The 20,228-nt window shown below is 75.2% G+C and carries 26 protein-coding genes; 11 read left to right on the forward strand and 15 right to left on the reverse strand.

Annotated features, from left to right (window positions below):
• On the reverse strand, positions 1–948 hold the full coding sequence (locus BLR12_RS06985; RefSeq protein WP_091375412.1) for an IS481 family transposase: 948 nt from the start codon (positions 946–948) through the stop codon (positions 1–3).
• 249 nt (positions 949–1,197) lie between these two features.
• Between BLR12_RS06985 and BLR12_RS06990 the strand changes: the two genes are divergently transcribed.
• Complete coding sequence (locus BLR12_RS06990; protein WP_143018721.1) at positions 1,198–1,857, forward strand: hypothetical protein; 660 nt, start codon at positions 1,198–1,200, stop codon at positions 1,855–1,857.
• Positions 1,858–1,931: 74 nt separating this feature from the next.
• Here the strand turns inward: BLR12_RS06990 and BLR12_RS06995 are convergent, their stop codons facing one another.
• Complete coding sequence (locus BLR12_RS06995; protein ID WP_091375418.1) at positions 1,932–2,498, reverse strand: hypothetical protein; 567 nt, start codon at positions 2,496–2,498, stop codon at positions 1,932–1,934.
• Between the two features lie 107 nt (positions 2,499–2,605).
• Positions 2,606–2,983 carry a hypothetical protein gene (locus BLR12_RS07000; RefSeq protein ID WP_143018722.1) on the reverse strand — a complete coding sequence of 126 codons (378 nt, stop codon included), beginning with the start codon at positions 2,981–2,983 and terminating at the stop codon, positions 2,606–2,608.
• A 216-nt stretch (positions 2,984–3,199) separates the two neighbouring features.
• Here BLR12_RS07000 and BLR12_RS24365 point away from each other — a divergent pair, with 216 nt between their 5' ends.
• The 3 genes from BLR12_RS24365 to BLR12_RS07010 all read left to right on the forward strand — a co-directional run bounded on the left by BLR12_RS24365 (position 3,200) and on the right by BLR12_RS07010 (position 5,373).
• A complete protein-coding gene (locus tag BLR12_RS24365) occupies positions 3,200–3,373 on the forward strand; it encodes a hypothetical protein (RefSeq protein ID WP_176832390.1) in 174 nt (57 codons plus the stop codon).
• 311 nt (positions 3,374–3,684) lie between these two features.
• The gene (locus tag BLR12_RS07005; RefSeq protein WP_091375424.1) at positions 3,685–4,698 is read left to right on the forward strand and encodes an LLM class flavin-dependent oxidoreductase; all 1,014 of its coding nucleotides are present in this window, start codon (positions 3,685–3,687) and stop codon (positions 4,696–4,698) included.
• 96 nt (positions 4,699–4,794) lie between these two features.
• Positions 4,795–5,373 (forward strand): sigma-70 family RNA polymerase sigma factor, encoded by a 579-nt coding sequence (locus BLR12_RS07010; RefSeq protein WP_176832391.1) that lies wholly within the window; start codon positions 4,795–4,797, stop codon positions 5,371–5,373.
• 67 nt (positions 5,374–5,440) lie between these two features.
• Here BLR12_RS07010 and BLR12_RS07015 read toward each other — a convergent pair whose 3' ends face one another.
• From BLR12_RS07015 to BLR12_RS07030, 4 genes are all read right to left on the reverse strand, one after another.
• Positions 5,441–6,064 carry a hypothetical protein gene (locus BLR12_RS07015; protein WP_091375429.1) on the reverse strand — a complete coding sequence of 208 codons (624 nt, stop codon included), beginning with the start codon at positions 6,062–6,064 and terminating at the stop codon, positions 5,441–5,443.
• Between the two features lie 169 nt (positions 6,065–6,233).
• Positions 6,234–6,734 (reverse strand): copper chaperone PCu(A)C domain-containing protein, encoded by a 501-nt coding sequence (locus BLR12_RS07020; RefSeq protein ID WP_091375432.1) that lies wholly within the window; start codon positions 6,732–6,734, stop codon positions 6,234–6,236.
• 97 nt (positions 6,735–6,831) lie between these two features.
• Positions 6,832–8,682 carry a hypothetical protein gene (locus BLR12_RS07025; protein WP_091375434.1) on the reverse strand — a complete coding sequence of 617 codons (1,851 nt, stop codon included), beginning with the start codon at positions 8,680–8,682 and terminating at the stop codon, positions 6,832–6,834.
• Between the two features lie 73 nt (positions 8,683–8,755).
• Positions 8,756–9,466, reverse strand: a complete 711-nt coding sequence (locus tag BLR12_RS07030; RefSeq protein WP_255363345.1) for a CPBP family intramembrane glutamic endopeptidase — start codon at positions 9,464–9,466, stop codon at positions 8,756–8,758.
• A gap of 2 nt (positions 9,467–9,468) precedes the next feature.
• Here BLR12_RS07030 and BLR12_RS07035 point away from each other — a divergent pair, with 2 nt between their 5' ends.
• The 4 genes from BLR12_RS07035 to BLR12_RS07045 all read left to right on the forward strand — a co-directional run bounded on the left by BLR12_RS07035 (position 9,469) and on the right by BLR12_RS07045 (position 12,464).
• A complete protein-coding gene (locus BLR12_RS07035; protein WP_091375439.1) occupies positions 9,469–9,855 on the forward strand; it encodes a hypothetical protein in 387 nt (128 codons plus the stop codon).
• Entirely contained in the window at positions 9,852–10,028 is a 177-nt protein-coding gene (locus BLR12_RS24370; RefSeq protein WP_176832392.1) for a DUF6186 family protein, read from the forward strand. Before BLR12_RS07035 ends, BLR12_RS24370 begins: the two co-directional genes overlap by 4 nt.
• Before the next feature lie 77 nt (positions 10,029–10,105).
• A complete protein-coding gene (locus BLR12_RS07040; protein ID WP_091375441.1) occupies positions 10,106–11,677 on the forward strand; it encodes an alpha-amylase family glycosyl hydrolase in 1,572 nt (523 codons plus the stop codon).
• 64 nt (positions 11,678–11,741) lie between these two features.
• The gene (locus tag BLR12_RS07045) at positions 11,742–12,464 is read left to right on the forward strand and encodes a hypothetical protein (protein WP_091375443.1); all 723 of its coding nucleotides are present in this window, start codon (positions 11,742–11,744) and stop codon (positions 12,462–12,464) included.
• On the opposite strand, the gene BLR12_RS07050 is transcribed toward BLR12_RS07045, so the two are convergent.
• From BLR12_RS07050 to BLR12_RS25130, 3 genes are read right to left on the reverse strand one after another with little or no spacing between them, the layout of a single operon-like run.
• Complete coding sequence (locus BLR12_RS07050; RefSeq protein WP_091375446.1) at positions 12,461–12,901, reverse strand: flavodoxin family protein; 441 nt, start codon at positions 12,899–12,901, stop codon at positions 12,461–12,463. The two genes, BLR12_RS07045 and BLR12_RS07050, sit on opposite strands and share 4 nt — an antisense overlap.
• 22 nt (positions 12,902–12,923) lie before the next feature.
• Entirely contained in the window at positions 12,924–13,226 is a 303-nt protein-coding gene (locus BLR12_RS25125; RefSeq protein WP_255363346.1) for an alpha/beta fold hydrolase, read from the reverse strand.
• 27 nt (positions 13,227–13,253) lie between these two features.
• Positions 13,254–13,814 carry an alpha/beta fold hydrolase gene (locus tag BLR12_RS25130; RefSeq protein ID WP_255363347.1) on the reverse strand — a complete coding sequence of 187 codons (561 nt, stop codon included), beginning with the start codon at positions 13,812–13,814 and terminating at the stop codon, positions 13,254–13,256.
• Between the two features lie 72 nt (positions 13,815–13,886).
• Here BLR12_RS25130 and BLR12_RS07060 point away from each other — a divergent pair, with 72 nt between their 5' ends.
• Positions 13,887–14,498, forward strand: coding sequence for a TMEM175 family protein (locus BLR12_RS07060; RefSeq protein WP_091375448.1), 612 nt, complete (start codon positions 13,887–13,889; stop codon positions 14,496–14,498).
• A 47-nt stretch (positions 14,499–14,545) separates the two neighbouring features.
• Here BLR12_RS07060 and BLR12_RS07065 read toward each other — a convergent pair whose 3' ends face one another.
• The 5 genes from BLR12_RS07065 to BLR12_RS07085 all read right to left on the reverse strand — a co-directional run bounded on the left by BLR12_RS07065 (position 14,546) and on the right by BLR12_RS07085 (position 18,626).
• The gene (locus tag BLR12_RS07065; RefSeq protein WP_091375450.1) at positions 14,546–14,725 is read right to left on the reverse strand and encodes a hypothetical protein; all 180 of its coding nucleotides are present in this window, start codon (positions 14,723–14,725) and stop codon (positions 14,546–14,548) included.
• Positions 14,726–14,809: 84 nt separating this feature from the next.
• Positions 14,810–15,679 (reverse strand): tryptophan 2,3-dioxygenase, encoded by an 870-nt coding sequence (locus BLR12_RS07070; protein ID WP_255363348.1) that lies wholly within the window; start codon positions 15,677–15,679, stop codon positions 14,810–14,812.
• A 17-nt stretch (positions 15,680–15,696) separates the two neighbouring features.
• On the reverse strand, positions 15,697–16,530 hold the full coding sequence (locus tag BLR12_RS07075) for an ABC transporter permease (protein ID WP_091375454.1): 834 nt from the start codon (positions 16,528–16,530) through the stop codon (positions 15,697–15,699).
• On the reverse strand, positions 16,527–17,504 hold the full coding sequence (locus BLR12_RS07080) for an ATP-binding cassette domain-containing protein (RefSeq protein ID WP_091375457.1): 978 nt from the start codon (positions 17,502–17,504) through the stop codon (positions 16,527–16,529). Before BLR12_RS07080 ends, BLR12_RS07075 begins: the two co-directional genes overlap by 4 nt.
• A gap of 138 nt (positions 17,505–17,642) precedes the next feature.
• Positions 17,643–18,626 (reverse strand): YihY/virulence factor BrkB family protein, encoded by a 984-nt coding sequence (locus BLR12_RS07085; protein ID WP_091375460.1) that lies wholly within the window; start codon positions 18,624–18,626, stop codon positions 17,643–17,645.
• Between the two features lie 39 nt (positions 18,627–18,665).
• Between BLR12_RS07085 and BLR12_RS07090 the strand changes: the two genes are divergently transcribed.
• Both BLR12_RS07090 and BLR12_RS07095 read left to right on the forward strand, forming a co-directional pair.
• Entirely contained in the window at positions 18,666–19,136 is a 471-nt protein-coding gene (locus BLR12_RS07090) for a heme-degrading domain-containing protein (RefSeq protein WP_091375463.1), read from the forward strand.
• The gene (locus tag BLR12_RS07095) at positions 19,133–20,227 is read left to right on the forward strand and encodes an FUSC family protein (protein WP_091375465.1); all 1,095 of its coding nucleotides are present in this window, start codon (positions 19,133–19,135) and stop codon (positions 20,225–20,227) included. The genes BLR12_RS07090 and BLR12_RS07095 overlap by 4 nt, the downstream gene beginning before the upstream one ends.
• The last annotated feature ends 1 nt before the right edge of the window (position 20,228 follow it).

Below are 20,228 nucleotides of genomic sequence, written 5' to 3' on the forward strand. Positions count from 1 at the left end.
CTAGCTGTACTGACCACTGAGGTTGGTAACGCGGCTGGCCGGTGGGTGACCGCCGAGTGCGGTGTGGCCGCGGTGATGGTTATAGCGGTGTAGCCAGGCCGAATAGGCAGCTTCGCGTTCGGCGTTGCTGGCGTAGGGGCGGGCGTAGGCCCATTCCTCGAGCAGGGTGCGGTGGAAGCGTTCGACCTTGCCGTTGGTGGCTGGCCGGTAGGGGCGGGTGCGTTTGTGCGTGATGCCGGCGAGGGCGTCGCGGAAGTCGAACGACCGGTAGCAGGCGCCGTTGTCGGTCAGCACCCGGCAAACGGTGATGCCGCAGCTGGCGAAGTAGGCGTGCGCGCGGGTCCAGAAGGCGGCCGCGGTCTCCTTACGCTCGTCGGCCAGCAGCTCGGAGCAGGCCAGCCGGGAGTGGTCGTCGATGGCGGTGTGCAGGAACGAGTAGCCCTGTCCGCGGTGCCGGTTGGGCCGGTGGTGCCGGCCGTGGATGCGCCAGCCTCCGCCGTCGGGGATGCGGCCCAGCTTCTTCACGTCCAGGTGCACCAGATCCCCCGGGGCGGCGTGCTCGTAGCGGCGTATGACGCGACCGGTGGGCCGGTCCAGCCAGGTCAGGCGGGCCAGGCGGTAGCGGGAGAGCACCCGATAGACGGTGGAGGGATGCACGCCGAGCAGGAAACCGATGCGAGCCGGCCCCCACCGCCGGATCACCCGGACCTTGATGATCCGCCGCTCCAGACGGGTGGGCGTGCGCCGCGGACTGCGGTGCGGGCGGCTGGGCCGGTCGACCATGCCCGCTGCGCCCTGCTTGCGGTAGCGCCGGGCCCAGCGGGCCGCGGTGGTCGCCGAGGTCTGGAACCGCTCGGCCGCCCGCCGCAGCGTCCAGCCCTGCTCCACGACGCAACGGGCCAGCAGAACCCGGCCACGCGGGGTCAGGGTGGCGTTAGCGTGAGACACGAAGACCTCCGGGCTGAGGAGCGGTTCTTAGACAGCTCCACACCTCACCCGGAGGTCTTCCTCATGTCACCGGACGCCGTCACCAACGTCCGTGGTCAGTACAGCTAGCCCGGGTGAGTGCCGACGGAGACGGGCAGAGGTTCCTGTCCCAAAGTGGGCCGCTCAGAGACATGACTTGGGCGGGTGGTCGTCACCCTCTTCGATGATCCTCCCTCGACGTCTGCGACGGGCGGGGACACAGTGCTGGGCATGCAGCCAGCCAGCCCTGCGCCGCCGCCCGCAGACGGTCCGTCAGGCATCCCGACAGCGCCAATGCTGGCTACCGCTGTCCTCGGGCTGAGCGCAGCGACGCTGGGCCTGCTGCCGTGGCCGCCGCCGGTGTGGTCGCAGTCATCACTGTGGCTGGTTGCCGACGTGCCGGGTGCGCTGTGGGTGTTCCTGCTCGTAGGCGCCGTCGTCAGCATCGCCACCGCGGTGGCGCTCACCTGGCGGGAGGCCGACCTGGGTCCACGCGACCTCCTGGCGTGGGCCTGGTCGGCCCTCGTGGTGCTGGCTGCAGCGGCGCTGCTGTGGAACGCGCTGTATGCGGCGGCGTTGTCGACGATCGACTTCGGTGCCCCGATCCCGATCTTCCACTGGCTGTTCACGTTCATCCCCGCGGTCTTGGCCGGCTCGCTGTTCCGCCATCGCGGACGCCGCGCTCGGTGGACTGCCGCGTTGGGGACGGGAGTGGTCACCGTGCCGCTGTTCGCGCTGTCCTGGTCGCTCCTGATCCCGGGACTCTCACTGGCCGGAGTCGCCAACACCTTGTGGGCCACCGGCATCCTCGGTGTCGCTCCGCTCGCCGTCGGGGTGGCCGCAGCGGGGGCGATGGGCGGCGGGGCAGCCGACAGTGCGCGTGTCTCATAGTGGGCCGCCATGGGACGGCCAGTTGGCTCGCCGCGAGGGCTTGAGGAACGTACCTACTGACTCAGGACTTCGCCTCATGGACCCAGATGGACGACCACCTCGTACATCGGTGCAGACGGGCCGTGCCAGCAGTAGAGCGTCTCTCCACGCTCCCGCGCTGTCAGCGCCCAATCCAGCCGAACAAGCCGATGTGACGTCGACTCGACACGTCGGGGCCACGTGGTCGCACTTCGCCAGGCCTTGTCGTACTGCTCCATCCGCGCGTCCCGAAGACGGCTCCCCCTCGCCTGATCCTCGGCGGCGAGTCGGACGAGTTCCTCACGCGCGTCCGCCATGGCGTTGACGAAGCGTTCGGTGCACACGTGCAGAACACCCTTGCCCTCCCGAGCGACGACCTCCAGTGCACCGGCGGCAGGCTCACCGGTGAGCGCGGTCAGCAGAGCCGCTGTATGCCGGGGCGTCTCGCCAAGGTCCTGGCGGGAAGGGCCGGCGAGCGACCGCTTGCGGCCGCCCGTAGGAACGCACGGCCCGGTTGCCACGTCCATGCGGCGCAGCTCCCTCTCCCGCGTCGTGAAGACGACGACGGCGATGCTGAAATCGAGATCCCCCAGGGCTCGAGCAACCCACGACGACAGAGTCACGTCGTCAGACGCTAGCGGCGAGTAGCAGCTCCAGAACGGTGCGGCACATCTCGGCCCTTCGGTGGGTTCTCTGGAACTGTCCCTAGGTGAGCCGCTCTGGGACCGATCTACCGGGACGACGGGTACTCGGCGGCGAGGCCCTGCGGCGGATGCCTGTAGTCGGCGGGTAGTTGTTCCCAGGGGGTCCAGCCGCCATGGTCGAGCCGGCTTCGGTACCAATGACCGTCGCCCCCGCGAAGCTCTGACGGCAGCCCCTCTGGCGGCGTCTGGCCGGGACTCCACTGGGCCGTGATCTGCCTGTGATGGAACCCGGCCTCGCGCCTGCGCCGCTTGGCGTCATCCACGGATTCGGCCCAGAAGACGTAGCGGCCGATCCACGAGTCGGCTCCGGCGTCCTTCGAATCAACGCCGTACACGCCTTCGGCCGGGACCGCCGCTCGGAGCGCGCGACGCTGTGCTCTGGTCAGCCTTTCGGCGCGGGCCACGACAGCATCATCGGCACCGTCACCCGTGTCCCTGAGTGAGCCGCTGTGGGACACCCGCCGAGATTGACCTCGAGGGCGGCCTGTGGGACCCATCCAGCCCCCGTACTGGCTCGTGCTCCGATCGGTTGAGGCAGGGAGCCACCGTCGAACGGTGGCCTCGAAGTCGGGCGCATGCCAGACGAGGCTCGTCCTCCGGCAGGACTGAGCCGCCGAGAGATGTGGGTCTGGGGCGCGCTGATCGTGCTCGTAGGCGTGCTCAACCTGTGGTTGTTGATCAGCGGCGACGCTGGGCGGCTTGCCCTGGTGGTAGCCGTTGTCCAACTGGCGATCTTCATCCTCCTCATCACCAGAGTCGTCCATGTCGGCCGCGACAACAGGTCCCACCGCTGAGCCCAGATGTTCCCGTAGTGGGCCGCTCAGAGACAAACGGCGGCTGCGGGCCCGGCCTGCATGCGGCGGCTCCCGGGTGAGCCCGCTGCTGCGGGACCGGCCGTCGGAGCAAGCGTCCGGCGCTGGTCCCATCGGAGGCTCAGGCACGGTGGTCTGCGAAGCCCGGGGGCCGCGTCCGCGACTCGTCGATCGTCCGACGTGGGGATTCGCCGGGCGCGGCAGGGGTGGCCGCTGGTCGACCGCTCGGAGGCACCCGCGGCAGTGCCGGCGCGCATGATGCGATCAACGTCCCCGACCGAGGAGCCGCCCCCATGCCCGCACCCGGGACCCCGCTGGACCAGCTCGGCTTCCTGACCATCGGCACCTTCGACCCGGCCGACCCCGGGCCGGGTCACGAGGCGACGCTGGCGATGGTCGAGCTCGGCGAGCGGCTCGGGTTCGACAGTGCCTGGCTGCGGCACCGGCACCTGCAGCACGGCATCTCCTCGCCGGTCGCCGTCCTCGCCGCGGCGACCCAGCGCACCCACCGCATCTCCCTGGGCACCGCCGTGACCCCGCTGGCGTGGGAGAACCCGCTGCGACTGGCCGAGGACCTCGCCACCGTCGACGTGCTCTCCGGCGGCCGGCTCCACCCCGGCATCAGCGTCGGCCCGCCGATGCACTGGGACGACGTCAAGGCCGCGCTCTACCCCGACACCGCCGACCGCGAGGACTTCGGCTACGGCCGGGTGGAGCGGCTGCTGCGGTTCCTGCGCGGCGAGCGGGCATCGACCTTCGCCGGCCGGGAGGGCGTCGTCGAGGAGTGGTCGGACCGGGTGCAGCCGCACTCCCCCGGCCTGGCCGGCCGCACCTGGTACGGCGGCGGCAGCCTGCGCTCGGCGCAGTGGGCCGGCGAGCACGGCCTGCAGTTCCTGACGTCGTCGGTGGTGAAGGCAGAGGAGTCGGAGGACTTCGCCGAGGTCCAGGCCTCCCACGTGCAGGCGTTCCGGGCGGCGAACCCCACCGGCCGGGTCTCGCAGGGGCTGGTCGTCATCCCCACCGACAGCGCCACGCCCGACCAGCGTCGCCGGTACGCCGCCTACGTCGCGGCCCGCACCCCGCGGACGACGTCCCCGCAGGGCCCCGCCCGGATGCTCTTCGCCCGCGACCTGCTCGGCGATTCATCGGCGATCGCCGAGCAGCTGTACGCCCACGCCGGCTTCCGGGAGGTCTCCGAGGTGGTCTTCGCGCTGCCGTTCGACTTCGCGCCGGAGGACTACGAGCAGATCCTCACCGACATCGCGACCCGCCTCGGCCCCGCACTCGGCTGGGCACCGACGACCTGAGGCGCCGGCGCACGGGCGCGGCCCCCGGAGGACGCGCGACCACTCGAAGGGGTGGACTCGGGTTTGGGCAACCGGGTCGTGCACCATCCACCTGTGGTGACCATCACCGGAGGACCGGGCGGGCCCGGGCACGACCCGGTCCCCGGCGACCTCCTCGCCGACGTGTTCGACCGGTATGCGGGCCGAGCGCTGGCGCTGGCCCGCCGGATCGTCATCGACGACGCCCTGGCCGAGGACGTCGTGCAGGAGGCCCTGCTCGCCTGGTGGCGCCGTCCCACGGCGTACGACCCGGCGCGCGGGGAGTTCGGGCCGTGGCTGCTCGCCCTGGTGCACCACAAGGCGGTGGACGTCGTCCGCCGCGAGGCCGCCCAGCAGCGCACCGCCGGCGCGGCCGAGAAGCTGGCCCTGCTGCAGCCGGCCCCGCCCGATCCCGCCGAGGTCGCCGCGGACCGGTCGGCGGCCGGGCACGTGCGGTCGGCGGTCACCGCCCTGCCGGCCACCCAGCGCGACGCGATCCTGCTGGCCTACTGGGGCGGGCTCACCCAGCGCGAAATCGCCCAGCACACCGGCGCTCCGCTGGGCACGGTCAAGACGCGGATGCGCAGCGGCATGCGGCGGCTGCACACGACCCTGGTCGCCGACGTCCCCCCGCCGCGGCAGCCGCCGGCGGTCTGACGCCGACGGGCCGGCGCCGGAGGGGCGGGACCGGCCGGCACGCACCCGGCGCGCCGGCCACGGTTTCTCAGGCCATCTCGGGGACGCGCAGGTGGGCCAGGGCCAGGTCGAACTCGGCGACCTCGGTGATCGTCGAGCCCATGGCCGCGCTGAACTCCTCACGGAGCGCGGCACCCTGCCCCCGGGCCCGCTCCATGGCGGCGCGGTCCTCGTAGGTCACGGCCGCCACGGCGCGCAGGCCGGCCCGGTCGACCAGCAGGCTGACGCTGCAGAAGCCGGGGAGGTCGTCGAGCCTCGGCAGCAGGCTGATTCGGAAGGCGTCGACCATCCCGTCGACCCGGCCGGCCGGGACGTCGCTCCAGATGGCCCGGACGCACGCCGCCTGCCCTGCCGGCCGGGACCGGTGCAGGACGGCGACCTCCCACTCGGCGATCTCGACGGACTCCGCGCGCAGCACCTCGTCCAGCCGCCTCCGCAACTCCCGGACGTCGTCCGCGCCGGCCCGCATCGCGTCCTCGGTGGTCCACGCGACGGTGACGATGCACCGCCCCGCCTCGCGGTCGGCCAGCATCGACATCCCGACACAGCCGTCCAAGCGCTCCAGCCTCGGCCAGACCTCGCTCCTGGCGAAGGCGATGCCGTCGTCGACCGCGCGCGGGTCGCCGCGGACCGTGGTCGTCCTGGCGTACATGCCGGTCCTCCTCCCCGGCGGTGCCGAGAGGCACCGCCACGCAGGGAAATGTCCTCGTCCGCGTCGGGGTCGGCGCGGTCCGGAGAATCCCGGTCGGACCGCCGGGACCGGGTGCGGCGCGTGCGGACTCTGCGCATCCCACCGGGTACCCAGCCAGCGGCCGGCGGCCCTAGTCCACCGGACCGGGGCCGGGGGTGACCGGGACGTCGAGCTCCACCTCACCGGCCGTCGCGAAGGTGAAGGTGACCGGGACGGTGTCGGTGGGAGAGATCGGCGCGTTCACCCCCTCCACCTGCATCCGCACGGCCTCGCTGACCGCCTCCACCTGGCCGCCGGCCGGCAGCTCGATGCCGTCGGCGCTCGGTGCACCGGACTCGTCGAGCAGCCGGACGGACTCCGCCGCCGGTGTGCTGACACCGACGAGCCGGTCGGCGTGCTCGGCGTCGTTCGTCAGCACGCCGCGCAGCGGGACGGAGGCCCCGGCCTCGACGGTGTCCTCGGCGTCGAGGAAGACGTCGTCGAGCGACACCTGCCCCACCGTGCCGTCGACACCTGCGACGTCCGGGGTCTCCCGGGCGGTCTCCGCCTCCTGCCCGGCACCGCAGGCGCCCAGTGCCAGGACGGCGACGAACGCTGAGGCCGCCCAGCGGGCGGGTCGGAGCTGTCGCACGGGAACTCCCTCGGGTCGCCGGGCCGCGCCGCACCCTCCCGCCGCGCGCGACCCGACACCAGGGGCGAGGGGCCCGGGCCGGTCCGGCCGCGGGACGTCAACGCACCGGGGCGATCTCCTCGACGGGGCTGCCCACCGCGTCGGGCAGCCACGGCCCGCCCCCGGTCCGCGCCCAGGCCTGCCCCGGCCGCAGCAGCTCCACCCGCGCCCCGCCGTCCACCGTGCGGAACGCGATCCGCCGCTCCCAGCGCCCGGCGGGGCCGTCGTCCCCCGGGACCGCCACGCCGACGGCGAGCACGCCGGCCCCCTCCAGGGGCACCGCCCCCGGCGCGGTCCCGACCGTCCAGCTCACCTCCCCGGACGGCGGCAGCGGCTGCTCCCGGGTGCGGTCCCCGGCGGTCAGGTACGCGACGGCGTCGGGCCGGCCGGCCGGGGCGGTCAGCCGCAGCCGCAGCGTGACCTGCGGCCCGGCGTCCACCTGCAACGGCTCGACGACCGGCGGGGCGTCGGCGTCCTCGGACAGCCGGTGCAGCGACCGGCCGGGGAACCGCTCGGCCAGCGCCAGGTCGGCCCCGCCGCGCTGCTCGGCGTAGAGCACCGGCTGCCGCAGCGACGGGTCGTTCTCCAGGAACGGCGTGCTGCTGACGAAGCCCAGGTCCCCGCGCCGCGGCAGGAACAGCAGCGCGTCGTCCAGATCCGCGTCGGCCACCACCTGCTGCACCGCCCGGTACTGCCCGCTCACCGCCCGGTGCCCGGCGACCGGGCCGGGCACGGCCAGCGCGGTGAGCACGGCCATGACGACGACGAGGCCGGCGGCCGCCGGCCGGTTGCGGCGTGCCACCCGCACCAGACCCGCCGCCCCGAGCACGACCAGCGGGACGACGACCGGCAGCCAGTAGAACGGTCCGAACAGCGCCAGCCCGTCCCACTGCGTGCTCATCGCCCACGGTCCCCAGAACGGCAGGTAGCCCAGCGGGACGACGACGGCCAGGGCCGCGACCGCCCACCGCCCGGGGCCGCGGCTCCGCAGCAGGCCGAGGACGGCGAGCGCCACCAGCACCAGCCCGCCGGCCACCCAGCCCGGCGTCCCGACCAGGTTCGTCAGCAGGCCGGCCACCCCGTCGGCGGGGGTGAACTCCACCGTGTACTCCGGGAAGACGCCGCGCTCGCCGAAGCCGAAGGTGTCCTGCGGGCCGGTCACGGTGAACGGCAGCCGGAGCGGCCCGCCGACGACGGCCGCGTTGTAGACCAGCGTCAGCGCCAGCACGGGGAGTGCCCCGGCGGCGACCCGCCAGACGACCCCGACCCGGGACAGCCCGCCGCGGTCGCGCGCCAGCAGCACGGCCAGGCCGAACGGCGCGACGGTGAGCAGCGCGTCGAAGGGCCGGGCGAAGGCCGCCACGCCGGCCACGGCGCCGGCGAGCACCAGCCGCGGCGTCGAGCCGAGCCGCGCGCCCGACAGCAGCAGGACGGCGGCCCCCAGCCCCAGCGCGAGCGCGGACAGGTAGGGCAGGTACGTGCCGCTCTGCACCAGCACCACCGGCGACAGCGCGAACAGCGCACCGGCGGTGAGCGCGGCGACGCGGTCGCGCAGCACCTCGGCGGCCAGCAGGGCGACCAGCACGGCCGCGGCCGCGGCACTGACCGCCAGCGCCGCCCGCGGCGACCCGGTGAGCCAGTCGCCGGCCGCGATGACCGCCGGCCAGGGCGGGGCGTACTTCAGCACGATGCGGTCGCCGACCACCGCCGACGCCCAGGGCCGGAAGGCGTCGTGGTCGGCCGGGAGGGTCACCGCGCCGGTCTGCAGCAGCCGCGCCAACGCGACGTAGACGGAGTCGTCGCGGTTGAGCGAGTAGAGCGGGAACAGCGCCAGGTTGGTGAGCACCGCCGCCGCACCGGCCACCAGCGCCAGGAGGACGAGGGCCGCCCGCCACCTCGCCGCCGTCATCCCGCGCGAGTGTAGGGCGGCCCCGTCCCGGGGCCCGCTCCGAACGTGCGAAAGGTGGCGAGGACCGGGTCCTTCACCGGTGCGCGGCAGCCGCGGCCAGCAGGCCCAGCGAGTTCGTCGCCAGGTGCAGCAGCGCCGGGGCGGCCAGGCTGCCGCTGCGCAGCCGCAGCTCCGCGAACAGGACGCCGGCGGCCGCGGTGCCCAGGCAGGCCAGCAGGACGGCCCCGGCGCGCGACAGCGGCCCGCCGGCCAGGTCGTTGGCCGCGAGCGCGCCGAGCGTGGGCCGCACGTGCCAGAGCCCGAAGACGGCGGCGGAGACCCCGACCGCACCGGCCCGCGGGAGCAACCGGGACAGCGCGGCCAGCAGCACCCCGCGGAAGGCGACCTCCTCCCACAGGACGGTGCCGAGCGGGATCCGCACCAGCACCTGACCGGCGAGCTCCCCGCCGCCGAGGCCGGCCACCCGGGCGTCGGCGAGCAGCGGCCGGAGGGCGGGGACCGCCAGCGCCGTCCCGTAGCCGGCCGCGACGACCGCCGCACAGGCCCCGCCCCACCGCACCCCCGCCGCGAGGCGCCGGCGGTCGAGCCCCAGCTCGGCCCACGACAGCCCGGCGGCGCGGGCGGCCGCGAGCAGCACCCCCGCCGCCGCGACGTCGGCCACGACGTAGGACCCGGGCCGGCCCGGCAGCCGGTGGACCACCAGGTTGTTCCAGGCGAGCAGCACCGGCAGCAGCGCCCCGGTGAGGAGCAGCACCCGCCTGCGGTCGGCTGCGCCAGCATGCACGGGTGGGGTGTTCCCGGGGACGACGCCGGCTCACCTGCGTGGTGGCAGCCCTCGCCTGCGCGACCGCGGTCGCCGTCTCGGGCGAGCTCTCCGCGGGCGCCCTTCTGGCCGTGACGGCCGCCGGTCTCGTCGTCGCCGCGGTCGGGTTGGTCCGGCGCGCCGGTGCCGAGGCCCCCCGGGTCGGCCGGCGCGGCCTGCCGTGGCTCGGCTGGCTGGCGGCCGCCGTCGTCTGGGAGCTGGCCACCCTCGCCGACGACGACCTGCCGACGCTCAGCGACCTGGCCGACCCGGTCCTCGCCTCCCCGGTCGCGCGCGGTGCGGCGACGCTCGGCTGGCTGGCGGCCGGCGCCTGGCTGGTCGGCCGTCCCGGCCCGCGGCGGCCCGGGTGACCGGGTTCGCGGCGCTGCTGGTCGCCGCCCTCGTCCTGGAGGTCGCCGCCCGACGCGGAGCCGGGCCAGCGACGGCCGCGGAGGCGGTGGCGGCCGCCCTGCGCTCCACCCCGGGCCGCGTCGTCGTCCTGCTGGCGTGGCTGTGGCTCGGCGTGCACTTCCTGGCCCGCTGACGCCGCGTCGACGACTCGGGGCCCGACCGGCCGGGTAGGGGCCGCGCGGTCCGTCCGTCCCGCCCCTGGAGGTCGCCGTGGGAACCCGCACCGACGACGGGGCGCCGCCGTGGTGGCAGCGCGGCGCGGTCTACCAGGTCTACCCGCGGTCCTTCGCCGACTCCGACGGCGACGGCGTCGGCGACCTGCGGGGTCTGCGGGCGCACCTGGACCACCTCGCCGACCTGTCCGTCGCCGCGGTCTGGCTCTCGCCGGTCTTCCCCTCCCCCATGGCCGACTTCGGCTACGACGTGTCCGACCTGTGCGACGTCGACCCGCTCTTCGGCACCCTCGCCGACCTCGACGACCTGGTCGCCGACTGCCACGCGCGCGGCATCCGCGTCGTCCTGGACTGGGTGCCCAACCACACCTCCGACCAGCACCCCTGGTTCCGCGCCTCGCGCTCCTCGCGGGCGGACCCGAAGCGGGACTGGTACGTCTGGCGGGACGGCGCCCCCGACGGCGGCCCGCCCAACGACTGGCGCTCGGAGTTCGCCGCGGTCGGCCCGGCCTGGGCCCGCGACGAGGCGACCGGCCAGTGGTACCTGCACTCCTACACCCCGCAGCAGCCGGACCTGAACTGGGAGAACCCCGAGGTCGAGGCCGCCATGCACGACGTCGTCCGGTTCTGGCTGGGCCGCGGCGTGGACGGGCTGCGCATCGACGCGCTGCAGCGGCTGGCCAAGGACCCGCTGCTGCGCAGCAACGCCGGCGGCACCCGCCGGCACGACCAGGACTGGGAGACCGCCCACGAGCGGCTGCGCGGCATCCGGCGGGTCGTCGACGAGTTCCCCGACCGGATGATCGTCGGCGAGGTGTACCTGCTCGACCTGCCGCGGGTGGCCGCCTACCTGGCCGGCGGCGACCAGCTGCACCTGGCGCACAACTTCGTCTTCCTGCACCTGCCGTGGGACGCCGACGCCTTCCGCACCACCATCGAGGGCTTCGAGTCGCTGGTCGAGCCCGAGACCTGGCCGGCGTGGTTCCTCGGCAACCACGACCACTCCCGGGTCGCCACCCGGTACGACGACGGCGGGCACGGTCCGGCCCGCGCCCGGGCGGTCGCGCTGCTGCTGACCGCGCTGCGCGGCACGCCCTTCCTGTTCCAGGGCGACGAGCTGGGCCTGCCGGACGCCGTCGTCCCGCCGGACCGGGTGGTCGACGTCGACGGCCGCGACCCCGAGCGGGCGCCGATCCCCTGGCGCCCGCCGTCGGTCGCCGGCCCCGGCGCGGGCTTCACCACCGCGGAGCCCTGGCTGCCGCTGGTGGCCGACGCCGAGCGGCTCTGCGTCGAGCGCCAGGCGGCCGACCCGTCCTCGACGCTGTCGCTGGTGCGCGAGCTCGGCGCGCTGCGCGCGTCCTCCCGCACCCTGCAGACCGGCGCGCAGCGGTTCGTCGACGCCGGCCCCGGGGTGCTGGCCTGGCTGCGCGAGGGGGACGGCGAGCGGCTGCTGGCGGCCGTGGACTTCGCGACCGGGCCGCGCCGGCTCCCGCTCGACGCGGCCGCCACGCTGCTGGTGTCCACCGACCCGGAGCGGACGCCCGGGCCGGTGCGCGACCTCGAGCTGCGGCCGGACGAGGCCGTCCTGCTGCGCCTGTCCGGCGGCTGACCCGCTTGTCCGCGGACGTCCGCCGGTCCCACCATCGGCCGCGGGCGGCGCGGAGGGGGGCGGGGTGGACGTCGGGCCGGAGCTGGTGCCGCTGCTCTCGGACCGGCGCGCCGTCGTCGGCTGGATGCTGCTGGCCCTGCTGGTGACCTTCCTGGCCACCCGGTTCGTCACGCGGGCCGTCCACGCCGGGCGCGGCCCGTTCCGCGACGCGAGCGTGGGCGGCGTGCACCTGCACCACGAGGTCTACGGGATCCTCCTGCTGCTGGGGACGGGCACCGTGGAGTTCGCCTACCGCCCGGGCGCGCCCTGGCTGCAGCTGCTCGCGGTGCTGTTCGGCGCCGGGGCGGCGCTGGCCCTCGACGAGTTCGCGTTGTGGCTGCACCTCGAGGACGTCTACTGGAGCCGCGAGGGCCGCAGCTCCGTGGACGCCGTCGGGATCGCGCTCGTCGTCGGGGGCCTGCTGCTGGTCGGTGCCAACCCGTTCGACGCCGACCGTGCGGCCGGCGAGGTGGTGTCGTGGGCAACGGTCCTGTTCAACACGGCCGTCGCCCTGGTGGCGATCCTCAAGGGCCGCGTGGTCCTGGGCGTCGTCGGCGTCTTCGTGCCGCTCGTCGCGGCGGTGGGCGCGCTGCGGCTGGCCCGGCCGCGCTCGCCCTGGGCCCGGTGGCGCTACCCGCCCGGATCGCACCGCCGGGCGCGGGCCGAGGCGCGCTTCCCCGCCGGGCGGCGCACCCGGTGGGACGCCGTGGTCGACCTGTTCGCCGTCCCGCCGGCGGGACGCTCCTAGAGCTGGACCGCCACGGTGGCGGCGAGCTCGCGGGCGGCCTCCAGGTCGGCCGGGCCGGGCGCACCGGTGAGGCTCAGCGGCTCGGCGACCTGCTTCCAGCGCAGCGCACCGGTGACCGTCGCGATGCTGCGCAGCGCGCCCGCGGTGTCGTCGTTGCCGTGGACGTACACGCCGTAGGGCAGGCCCACGGTGGCGTCCAGGCACGGGTAGTAGACGGTGTCGAAGAAGTGCTTGAGCGCCCCGGACATGTAGCCGATGTTGGCCGGGGTCCCGAGCAGGACGCCGTCGGCGGCCAGCAGGTCCGCGGCGCCCGCCGACAGCGCCGGGCGCACGTCGAGGCCGACCTCCTCGACCATCGCGACGCCCTCCCGCACGGCCTCCAGCACGGCCTGCAGCGACGGCGAGGGCGTGTGGTGGACGACGAGCAGACGCGGCACGCCGGCATCCTCCCCCGCCGGGTCAGGGGCGCAGCTCCGCGTAGACCTCCGCCGCGTGGTCGAAGACGGCGAAGTGCCCCTCGCCGGCCAGCCAGTGCGCCGTGCAGCGGGGCAGCATCGCGGCCAGCACCCGGCCGAGCGCCACCGGCACCTGCCAGTCCTGCGTGCCGTGCCAGAGGTGCACCGGCTGGCGCACCTCCGACAGCGGGAACCCCCACGGCCGGAACAGCAGCGCGCGGTCCTCGGCCATGGGGGCGGCGCCGTTGCGCAGCCCCTCGGCGAAGGTGTCGGCCAGGACCCGGCGGACCTCCGGGCGCCCGATCACCCGCCGGTCGGCCGGGTTCAGCCGCGCCTACAGGTAGCCCGGGATCGCCTCCGGGCGCTGCGCCAGGGGGGCGAACACCGGCCGCATCAGCGCCGCCGCGGGCGACGGCCGGTGCGCGACCGCCCGCAGCCGCCGCGGCACCCACCCCGGCCACGGCCACGGGACGTCGGGCGGCGGCGCCCCGCCGAGGACGCCGACGCTGCGCACCCGCGAGTCGAACGCGTGCGCGCAGGCCAGCGCGTAGGCGGCGCCGCCGGAGAGGCTGAGGACGGAGAACTCGTCGATGCCGAGCGAGTCGAGCAGCGTCGCGACGTCACCGGGCCAGTCGGTCACCCGCCGGCCCGGCTGCGGGTCCGAGCGCCCGAAGCCCGGCCGGTCGGGGACGACGAACCGCACGCCCCAGCGCCGGTAGTCCTCGGGGTCCTCGACGTGGCGCTCCAGCCGCGAGCTCGGCGAGCCGTGGCAGCCGAGCACCGGCCGGCCCGCCGGGTCGCCGTACTCGGCGTAGGCGAGCGTCCGCCCGTCGGGCAGCCGGACGGTGCCCTCGCGTGGGCCGGGTCGTCCACCGTGGCCGGGTCGCTCGCGCATCCCGGGCCGGTACCCCGCCCGAGGGCTCCCGGACCGCCCCATCCCGGGTCGGGCGGTCCTAGCCTGCGGCGGGTGCGCACCGACCGGGGGCTGGACCGGCTGATCACGTTCCTCGACGCCGTCGTGGCGATCGCGATCACGCTGCTCGTGCTGCCGCTGGTCGACGTGCTGCCCGACGAGGGCGCCGCCGTCGACCTCCCCACACTGCTGGCCGAGGAGGCGCCCCGGTTCGGCGCGTTCACGCTGAGCTTCGCGGTGATCGCCCGGTTCTGGCTGGTGCACCACCGGCTGGTCGAGCAGGTGGGCTCCTACGACCGCACCTTCGTGCTGCTCAACCTGCTGTGGACGATGACGATCGTGCTGCTGCCGTTCGCCACCGAGGTGGCGGCGGTCTACGGCGCCGACCGGCTGGCCGTCGCGGTCTACATCGGCACGATGGCGCTGAGCTCGGCCTGCCTGACCCTGCTGACCCTGCTGCTCCGGCGCCGCCCGCAGCTGCGCCGGGCCGGCGCCGACGAGGAGGACGACCCGGCCCGCGCGGTGCTGACCACGAGCGCGTTCGTCCTCGCCCTGCTGGTCGGCGTCGCGGTACCGACCATCGGCTACGCCGCGCTGTTCCTGCTGTTCCTGCCCGACGCGGCGCGCCGGCTGCGCGCCCGGCGGGCCGCCGCGCGGCCCCGCTGACGCGCGAGCGCACCCGCGGCGGCACCTACGTCGGACCGGGCGTGCCGTCAGCGTCGGAAGTCGTGCGCCTCGTCGTAGCCGAGGTCGCCGGCGGCGTCGTCGGGGGGTGGGGCCTCCGGGGTCTCCGCCTGGGGCCGGGGGCGGCTGCCGGTCACCTCGTGCGCCATGTCCTCGTGCGCCATGTCGTAGCCGAGGTCACCGGTCGGTTCGCGCGGGTCGGGCTCCATGTGGGCTCCTCTCACCGGGGAGTCCATGGTCGGCCTCCGGGAGCAGGGCCACAAGGACACCCGGGGTGCCCGGCCGTGCGGGACTCAGGTGCCGATCACGGTGCGGACGGCGTAGAGCTCGGGGAAGAAGGTGAGGTCGAGGGCCCGGCGCAGGAAGTCGACGCCGGAGGACCCGCCGGTCCCGGTCTTCGCGCCGATGGTCCGCTGCACCGTGCGCAGGTGGCGGAACCGCCACAGCTGCCAGTTGTCCTCGACGTCGACCAGGCTCTCGCAGGCCTCGTAGACCCCCCACGGCGTGCCCGCCGCCTCGTAGACCTCGCGGAGGACCGGGACCAGGTCCGGCTGGTACGTCCACGGCCGGCGCACGTCACGCTCCAGGACGGCCGCCGGGACCGGGAGGCCGAGCCGGGCCACCAGCCGGAGGAACTCGTCGTAGAGCGTCGGCGCGGCGAGCAGCTCCTCCAGCAGCTCCCGGGCGGCGGGCTCGCCGTCGAAGACCGCGAGCATCCCGGGGTGCTTGTTGCCGAGCACGAACTCGACCGCCCGGTACTGGTGGGACTGGAAGCCCGACGCGTTGCCCAGGGCGCCGCGGAACTGCACGTACTCGCGCGGGGTCAGGGTGGCCAGCACCGACCACTGCTCGACGAGCGTGCGCTGCACGCTCTTCACCCGGGCCAGGCACTTGAGCGCCGGCGCCAGCTCGTCGCCGGCCAGGTACCGGCAGGCGGCGCGCAGCTCGTGCAGGACCAGCTTGAGCCACAGCTCGCTGGTCTGGTGCTGGACGATGAACAGCAGCTCGTCGTGGTGCTCGGGGCTGCTGCGCGGGTGCTGGGCGGCCAGCAGGTGGTCGAGGTCGAGGTAGCCGGCGTAGGTCAGCGCACCGCCCAGGTCGGTGCGGACGGAGTCCTCCAGCGGCCGCACCGATCCCGACGGGTCCGGGTCCGACGGCACCACGGCCGTCACCGTAGCCCTCAGCGGCTGCGGTAGAGGCGGGTCGTGACCGGGAGGAACACCGCGGCCAGCCCGGCCGCCACGGCCAGCGAGACGGCGATCGCGGTGCCGTCGGGGGCGCCGGCCATGAGCGAGCGGGTCGCGGTGGCCAGCACCGAGATCGGGTTGACGTCGACGAACGCGCGCAGCGGCCCGGGCAGCGTGCGGGGGTCGACGAAGACGTTGGACAGGAAGGTCAGCGGGAACAGCACCATGAAACCGCCGTTGAGCACGGCGCTGGGCGAGCGCAGCACCAGGCCGACCGCGGAGTACACCCACGACAGCCCGAAGGAGAACACGACGACCAGCGCGAGCGCCGCCAGGGCACCGGCCGCCCCGCCCTCCGGCCGGTAGCCCAGCGCGACGCCGAGCACCAGGATCACCGTGCCCGCCAGCACGTACCGGACGCTGTCGCCGAGCAGGGCCCCCAGCAGCGGCGCCGGCCGCCAGATCGGCAGGGACCGGAACCGGTCGACGACGCCCTTGGTGAGGTCGGTGTTGAGCGCGACGCCGGAGTAGACGGTCGTGAACACCACCGACATGACGAGGATCCCCGGCAGCACGTACTGCAGGTAGGCACTCGTCGAGCCGGCCAGCGCACCGCCGAACAGGTAGGTGAACATCAGCACGAAGAGCACCGGCGTGATGGTCACGTCGATCAGCTGCTCGGGGACGTGCTTGATCTTGAGCATGCCGCGCCAGCCGAAGGTGAGCGCCGTCGCGAGCGGACCGGGGCGCGGGGGGCGCGCCGTGGACGCGATGGCCCGCCGGACGGCGGCGGTGTCGGCGTCGGTCCGGGGTGCGGTGGCGGTCACGACGCCTCCTGCGTTGCGGGTGCCGGCTCCTCGGCGAGGTGACCGGTGAGGGACAGGAAGACCTCGTCCAGGCTGGGCTGGTCGAGGGAGAAGTCGGCCAGGCCGACGCCGGCCCGCCCGAGCGCGCCGACCGCGGTCGCCGCGCGGTCGGCGTCGCTGCAGGCCGCCGACAGGGCGGCCGGGTCCGGCTCGAGGGTCACCGTGCCGACGGCGGACTCCAGCAGCCGCGCGGCCTCCGGGCGGCGCGCCGGGTCGAGCAGCCGCACGTGCAGCGCCCCGTTGCCGACCGACGCCTTGAGCTGGCCCGGGGTGCCCTCGGCGATCACCCGGCCGCGGTCGATGACCACGATGCCGTCGGCGAGCTGGTCGGCCTCCTCCAGGTACTGGGTGCACAGCAGCACCGTCGTCCCCTCGGCCACCAGCGCCCGGACGATCTCCCAGACCTGGTTGCGCGAGCGCGGGTCCAGCCCGGTCGTCGGCTCGTCGAGGAAGGCCAGCTGCGGGGTGACGACGATGCTCGCGGCGATGTCCAGCCGCCGGCGCATGCCGCCGGAGTAGTGCTTGACCAGCTTCCCCGCGGCGCCGGCGATGCCGAAGGCCTCGAGCAGCTCGTCGGCCCGCGCCCGCGCGGCGGCCCGGCGGTGCCCGAGCAGCCGGCCGACGAGCACCAGGTTCTCCCGGCCGGTGAGCTCCTCGTCGACCGAGGCCAGCTGGCCGGTGAGGCTGACCAGCCCGCGGACGGCGTCGGCCTCGGTGACGACGTCGTGGCCGAGCACCCGGGCGGTGCCGGCGTCCGGCGGGACGATGGTGGCCAGCATGCGGATCGTCGTCGTCTTCCCGGCGCCGTTGGGCCCCAGGACGCCGTAGATGGCACCGGCCGGGACGGCGAGGTCGACGCCGGCCACCGCGCGGGTCTCCCCGTACGACTTGGCCAGGCCGGTCGCCTCGATGGCGAGCGTGCTCCCTGATGTCATCCCGACTCCCTCGGCGGCGGTGCGGTGCAGCGTCCCCCGTCCCTCTGACGGAATGTGCGCTGCGGGCTCATCGGTCCGCCACCGCTTTTCCGGTCCCGCCTCACCGGAGCGATCGTCGGACCTCGAGTGCACTGGAGGTCAAGGGCCGTCGTCCCCGGCGTCGAAGCGGACCTCGACCTCCTGGTGCCGCACCGCCCGCTGCGCGCGTGCGGCGTCCGAGTAGACCCGCTCGTCGCCCTCGGTCAGGTCGGTGTGGTCGACGAACGGGGTGAGCAGCGCGCGTGGGTACAGCCGGTCGACCCGGACGACGTCGACCTCGACGCAGAGCACCAACGCGACCGCGGACAGGTAGACGAAGGCGATGAGGCCGAGCACGAGGGCGAAGACGGCGTCGACGGCGCTGGCGTTGGCGACCACGCTCGCGACGTAGACGCCGCCGAAGGACTGCAGCAGCTGCCAGAGCACCGCGGCGATGAGCGCGCCGGGGAGCACCTGCCGGTTGGTGAGACTGCGCGCGGTGGTGATGCGGAAGCCGAGCACGACGACCGCTGCGTTGGCGAGCACGGAGGCGACGGTGAGCAGCACGTGCAGCCCGCCGGAGAAGCCGCCGCCGTAGGCCGCGGCACCGGTGCCCAGCGCGGAGAGCACGGTGCTGGCCAGCAGGAGCAGGCCGAGCGTGAACAGCAGCAGCAGGCTGCGGCCGCGGGAGGTGATCGGGTCCGGCCGGCTGTGCCGCGGCACCGCCCACACCGAGTTCATCGTGTGCTGGACCGCCTGCCCCAGGCCCAGCGCGCCGTAGAGGGCCACCGCCCCGCCGACCACGATGCCGGTCACCCCGCCGCCGAGACCCTCCGGCCGGGCCAGCTGCGGCCCGATCACGGGGAACTCCCCCAGCGCGGAGTCCAGCAGCCGCTGCTGCAGCCCCGGGTCGCCGGCCAGCACCAGGCCCAGCACGGTGGCCAGCAGCAGCAGGGTCGGGAACAGCGACAGGAAGCCGTAGTAGGTGATCAGCGCGGCGAGGAAGTGGCCGTCGTCGTCCAGGTACTTGTAGAACACCGCGATCGGGAACCCGGCCGCCGGATGCCGGCGCTGGAACCGGTCGACCCGCTCGGTCCACCTCATGCCGGTCAGCCTCCCGCGTCACGCGGTAGGAAGGGGGACATGGCCGACTCCTTCCCGTCCCTCGCCGAGCTCGCCGCCGAGGAGGACGACCTGCAGTTCGCCGGCTTCACCAACGACGATGCCTGGGAGCTCGGCTCGGCGCTCGTCGCGACCGCCCGGGACCGGGGCGCGCCGGTCGCGGTCGACGTCAGCCGGCACGGCCACCAGCTCTTCCACGCCTCGCTGCCGGGCACCAGCCCGGACAACGACTCCTGGATCCAGCGCAAGACCCGCGTGGTGCACCGGTTCGGCCACAGCAGCCTGTACGTCCGGCAGGCCTCGGTCGAGCGGGGGACGACGTTCGAGGCGGAGTTCGGCCTGGACCCCGCGCTCTACGCGGCCCACGGCGGCGCGTTCCCGGTGCTCGTCCGCTCGGTGGGGCCGGTCGGCGCCGTCGTCGTCTCCGGGCTGCCGCAGCTGGACGACCACCGGATGGTCGTGGCCGCGATCCGGGTGCACCTGGGCCGGTGACCGGCCCGCTCCCCCGCCGCTGGACCGGCCGCCCGGGCCGGGTGCGCCGGACCTGGGCCCGCCACCCGCAGCTGGGCCTGGCGGTCAAGGCCGCGCTGGCCGCGGCGCTGGCCTGGCACGTGGCGGGGCTGCTGCCGCTGGACCCGGCCGAGCAGTACCCGTACTACGCGCCGCTGGGCGCGGTGATCGCCACGTCGACGACGCTGAGCGGCTCGGTGCGCGGCTCGGTGCAGTCGGTCGCCGCGATCGCCCTGGGCGCCGCGCTCGCGCTGGGCGTGTCTGCGGTGGTGGGCGACAACCTCGGCACGCTCGCGCTGGTGGTCGCCGGCGGCGTCCTGCTGGCCGGCTGGCACCGGCTGGGCAGCTCCGGCAGCTGGACGGCGACCTCCGCGCTGTTCGTGCTGGTCCTCGGCACCCAGGACCCCGGGTTCGTCGCGGCCTACACCGGACTGACCGCCATCGGCGCCGTCATCGGCCTCGCGGTCACCGCGGCCTTCCCGCCGCTGCCGCTGGCCCCGGCCCAGGAGCAGCTGCGGGCGCTGCGCGACACCCTGGCCGGCCAGCTCGAGGACCTCGCCGGCGGGCTGCAGCAGGAGCACCCGCCCACCGAGGACCAGTGGCGGCAGCGCACCCACCGGATCGACCCGGTGCTGGCCCAGATGCGCGACGCCGTCCAGCAGGCCGCCGAGGCCCGGCGGGGCAACCGGCGGGCCCGCCGCTACCGGGAGCTCGCCGAGGCGCAGTACCGGCAGGCCCGGGCGCTGGAGCGGCTGAGCCTGCTCGTCGAGCAGCTGACCCAGGTGATCGCCGAGACCGAGCGCGCGGAGTTCGAGCGGGTCGCACTCGGCCCGGCGCTGCGCCCGGCGGCGTCGCGCACCCTGGCCGCGCTGGCGGCGGCGCTGCGCTCGGTCGAGGACGCCACCGCCGACCCCGCGGCCCTCGCCCGGGCCGACGCGTGCCTGCAGGAGTTCGTCGACGCCGTCCGCCGGGCGCGGGCCACCAGCGCCGACGACCTGTTCGTCGCCGGGGACGTCGTGCACACCGTGCGCAGCTCGCTGGCCGCGCTGCGCCCGGCAGCGCCCGTCGGCTGAC

It is taken from the genome of Geodermatophilus sp. DSM 45219 (assembly GCF_900104025.1).
Lineage (GTDB): Bacteria > Actinomycetota > Actinomycetes > Mycobacteriales > Geodermatophilaceae > Geodermatophilus.

What these genes read in the sequence shown, in the direction of transcription:
- BLR12_RS24365 (WP_176832390.1), top strand. Translation starts at nt 3,200, where the DNA reads ATGTGGGTCTGGGGCGCGCTGATCGTGCTCGTAGGCGTGCTCAACCTG.
- BLR12_RS25130 (WP_255363347.1), bottom strand. Translation starts at nt 13,814, where the DNA reads ATGCGCGAGCGACCCGGCCACGGTGGACGACCCGGCCCACGCGAGGGC.
- BLR12_RS07090 (WP_091375463.1), top strand. Translation starts at nt 18,666, where the DNA reads ATGGCCGACTCCTTCCCGTCCCTCGCCGAGCTCGCCGCCGAGGAGGAC.
- BLR12_RS07085 (WP_091375460.1), bottom strand. Translation starts at nt 18,626, where the DNA reads ATGAGGTGGACCGAGCGGGTCGACCGGTTCCAGCGCCGGCATCCGGCG.
- BLR12_RS07080 (WP_091375457.1), bottom strand. Translation starts at nt 17,504, where the DNA reads ATGACATCAGGGAGCACGCTCGCCATCGAGGCGACCGGCCTGGCCAAG.
- BLR12_RS07065 (WP_091375450.1), bottom strand. Translation starts at nt 14,725, where the DNA reads ATGGAGCCCGACCCGCGCGAACCGACCGGTGACCTCGGCTACGACATG.
- BLR12_RS07005 (WP_091375424.1), top strand. Translation starts at nt 3,685, where the DNA reads ATGCCCGCACCCGGGACCCCGCTGGACCAGCTCGGCTTCCTGACCATC.
- BLR12_RS06990 (WP_143018721.1), top strand. Translation starts at nt 1,198, where the DNA reads ATGCAGCCAGCCAGCCCTGCGCCGCCGCCCGCAGACGGTCCGTCAGGC.
- BLR12_RS07015 (WP_091375429.1), bottom strand. Translation starts at nt 6,064, where the DNA reads ATGTACGCCAGGACGACCACGGTCCGCGGCGACCCGCGCGCGGTCGAC.
- BLR12_RS07025 (WP_091375434.1), bottom strand. Translation starts at nt 8,682, where the DNA reads ATGACGGCGGCGAGGTGGCGGGCGGCCCTCGTCCTCCTGGCGCTGGTG.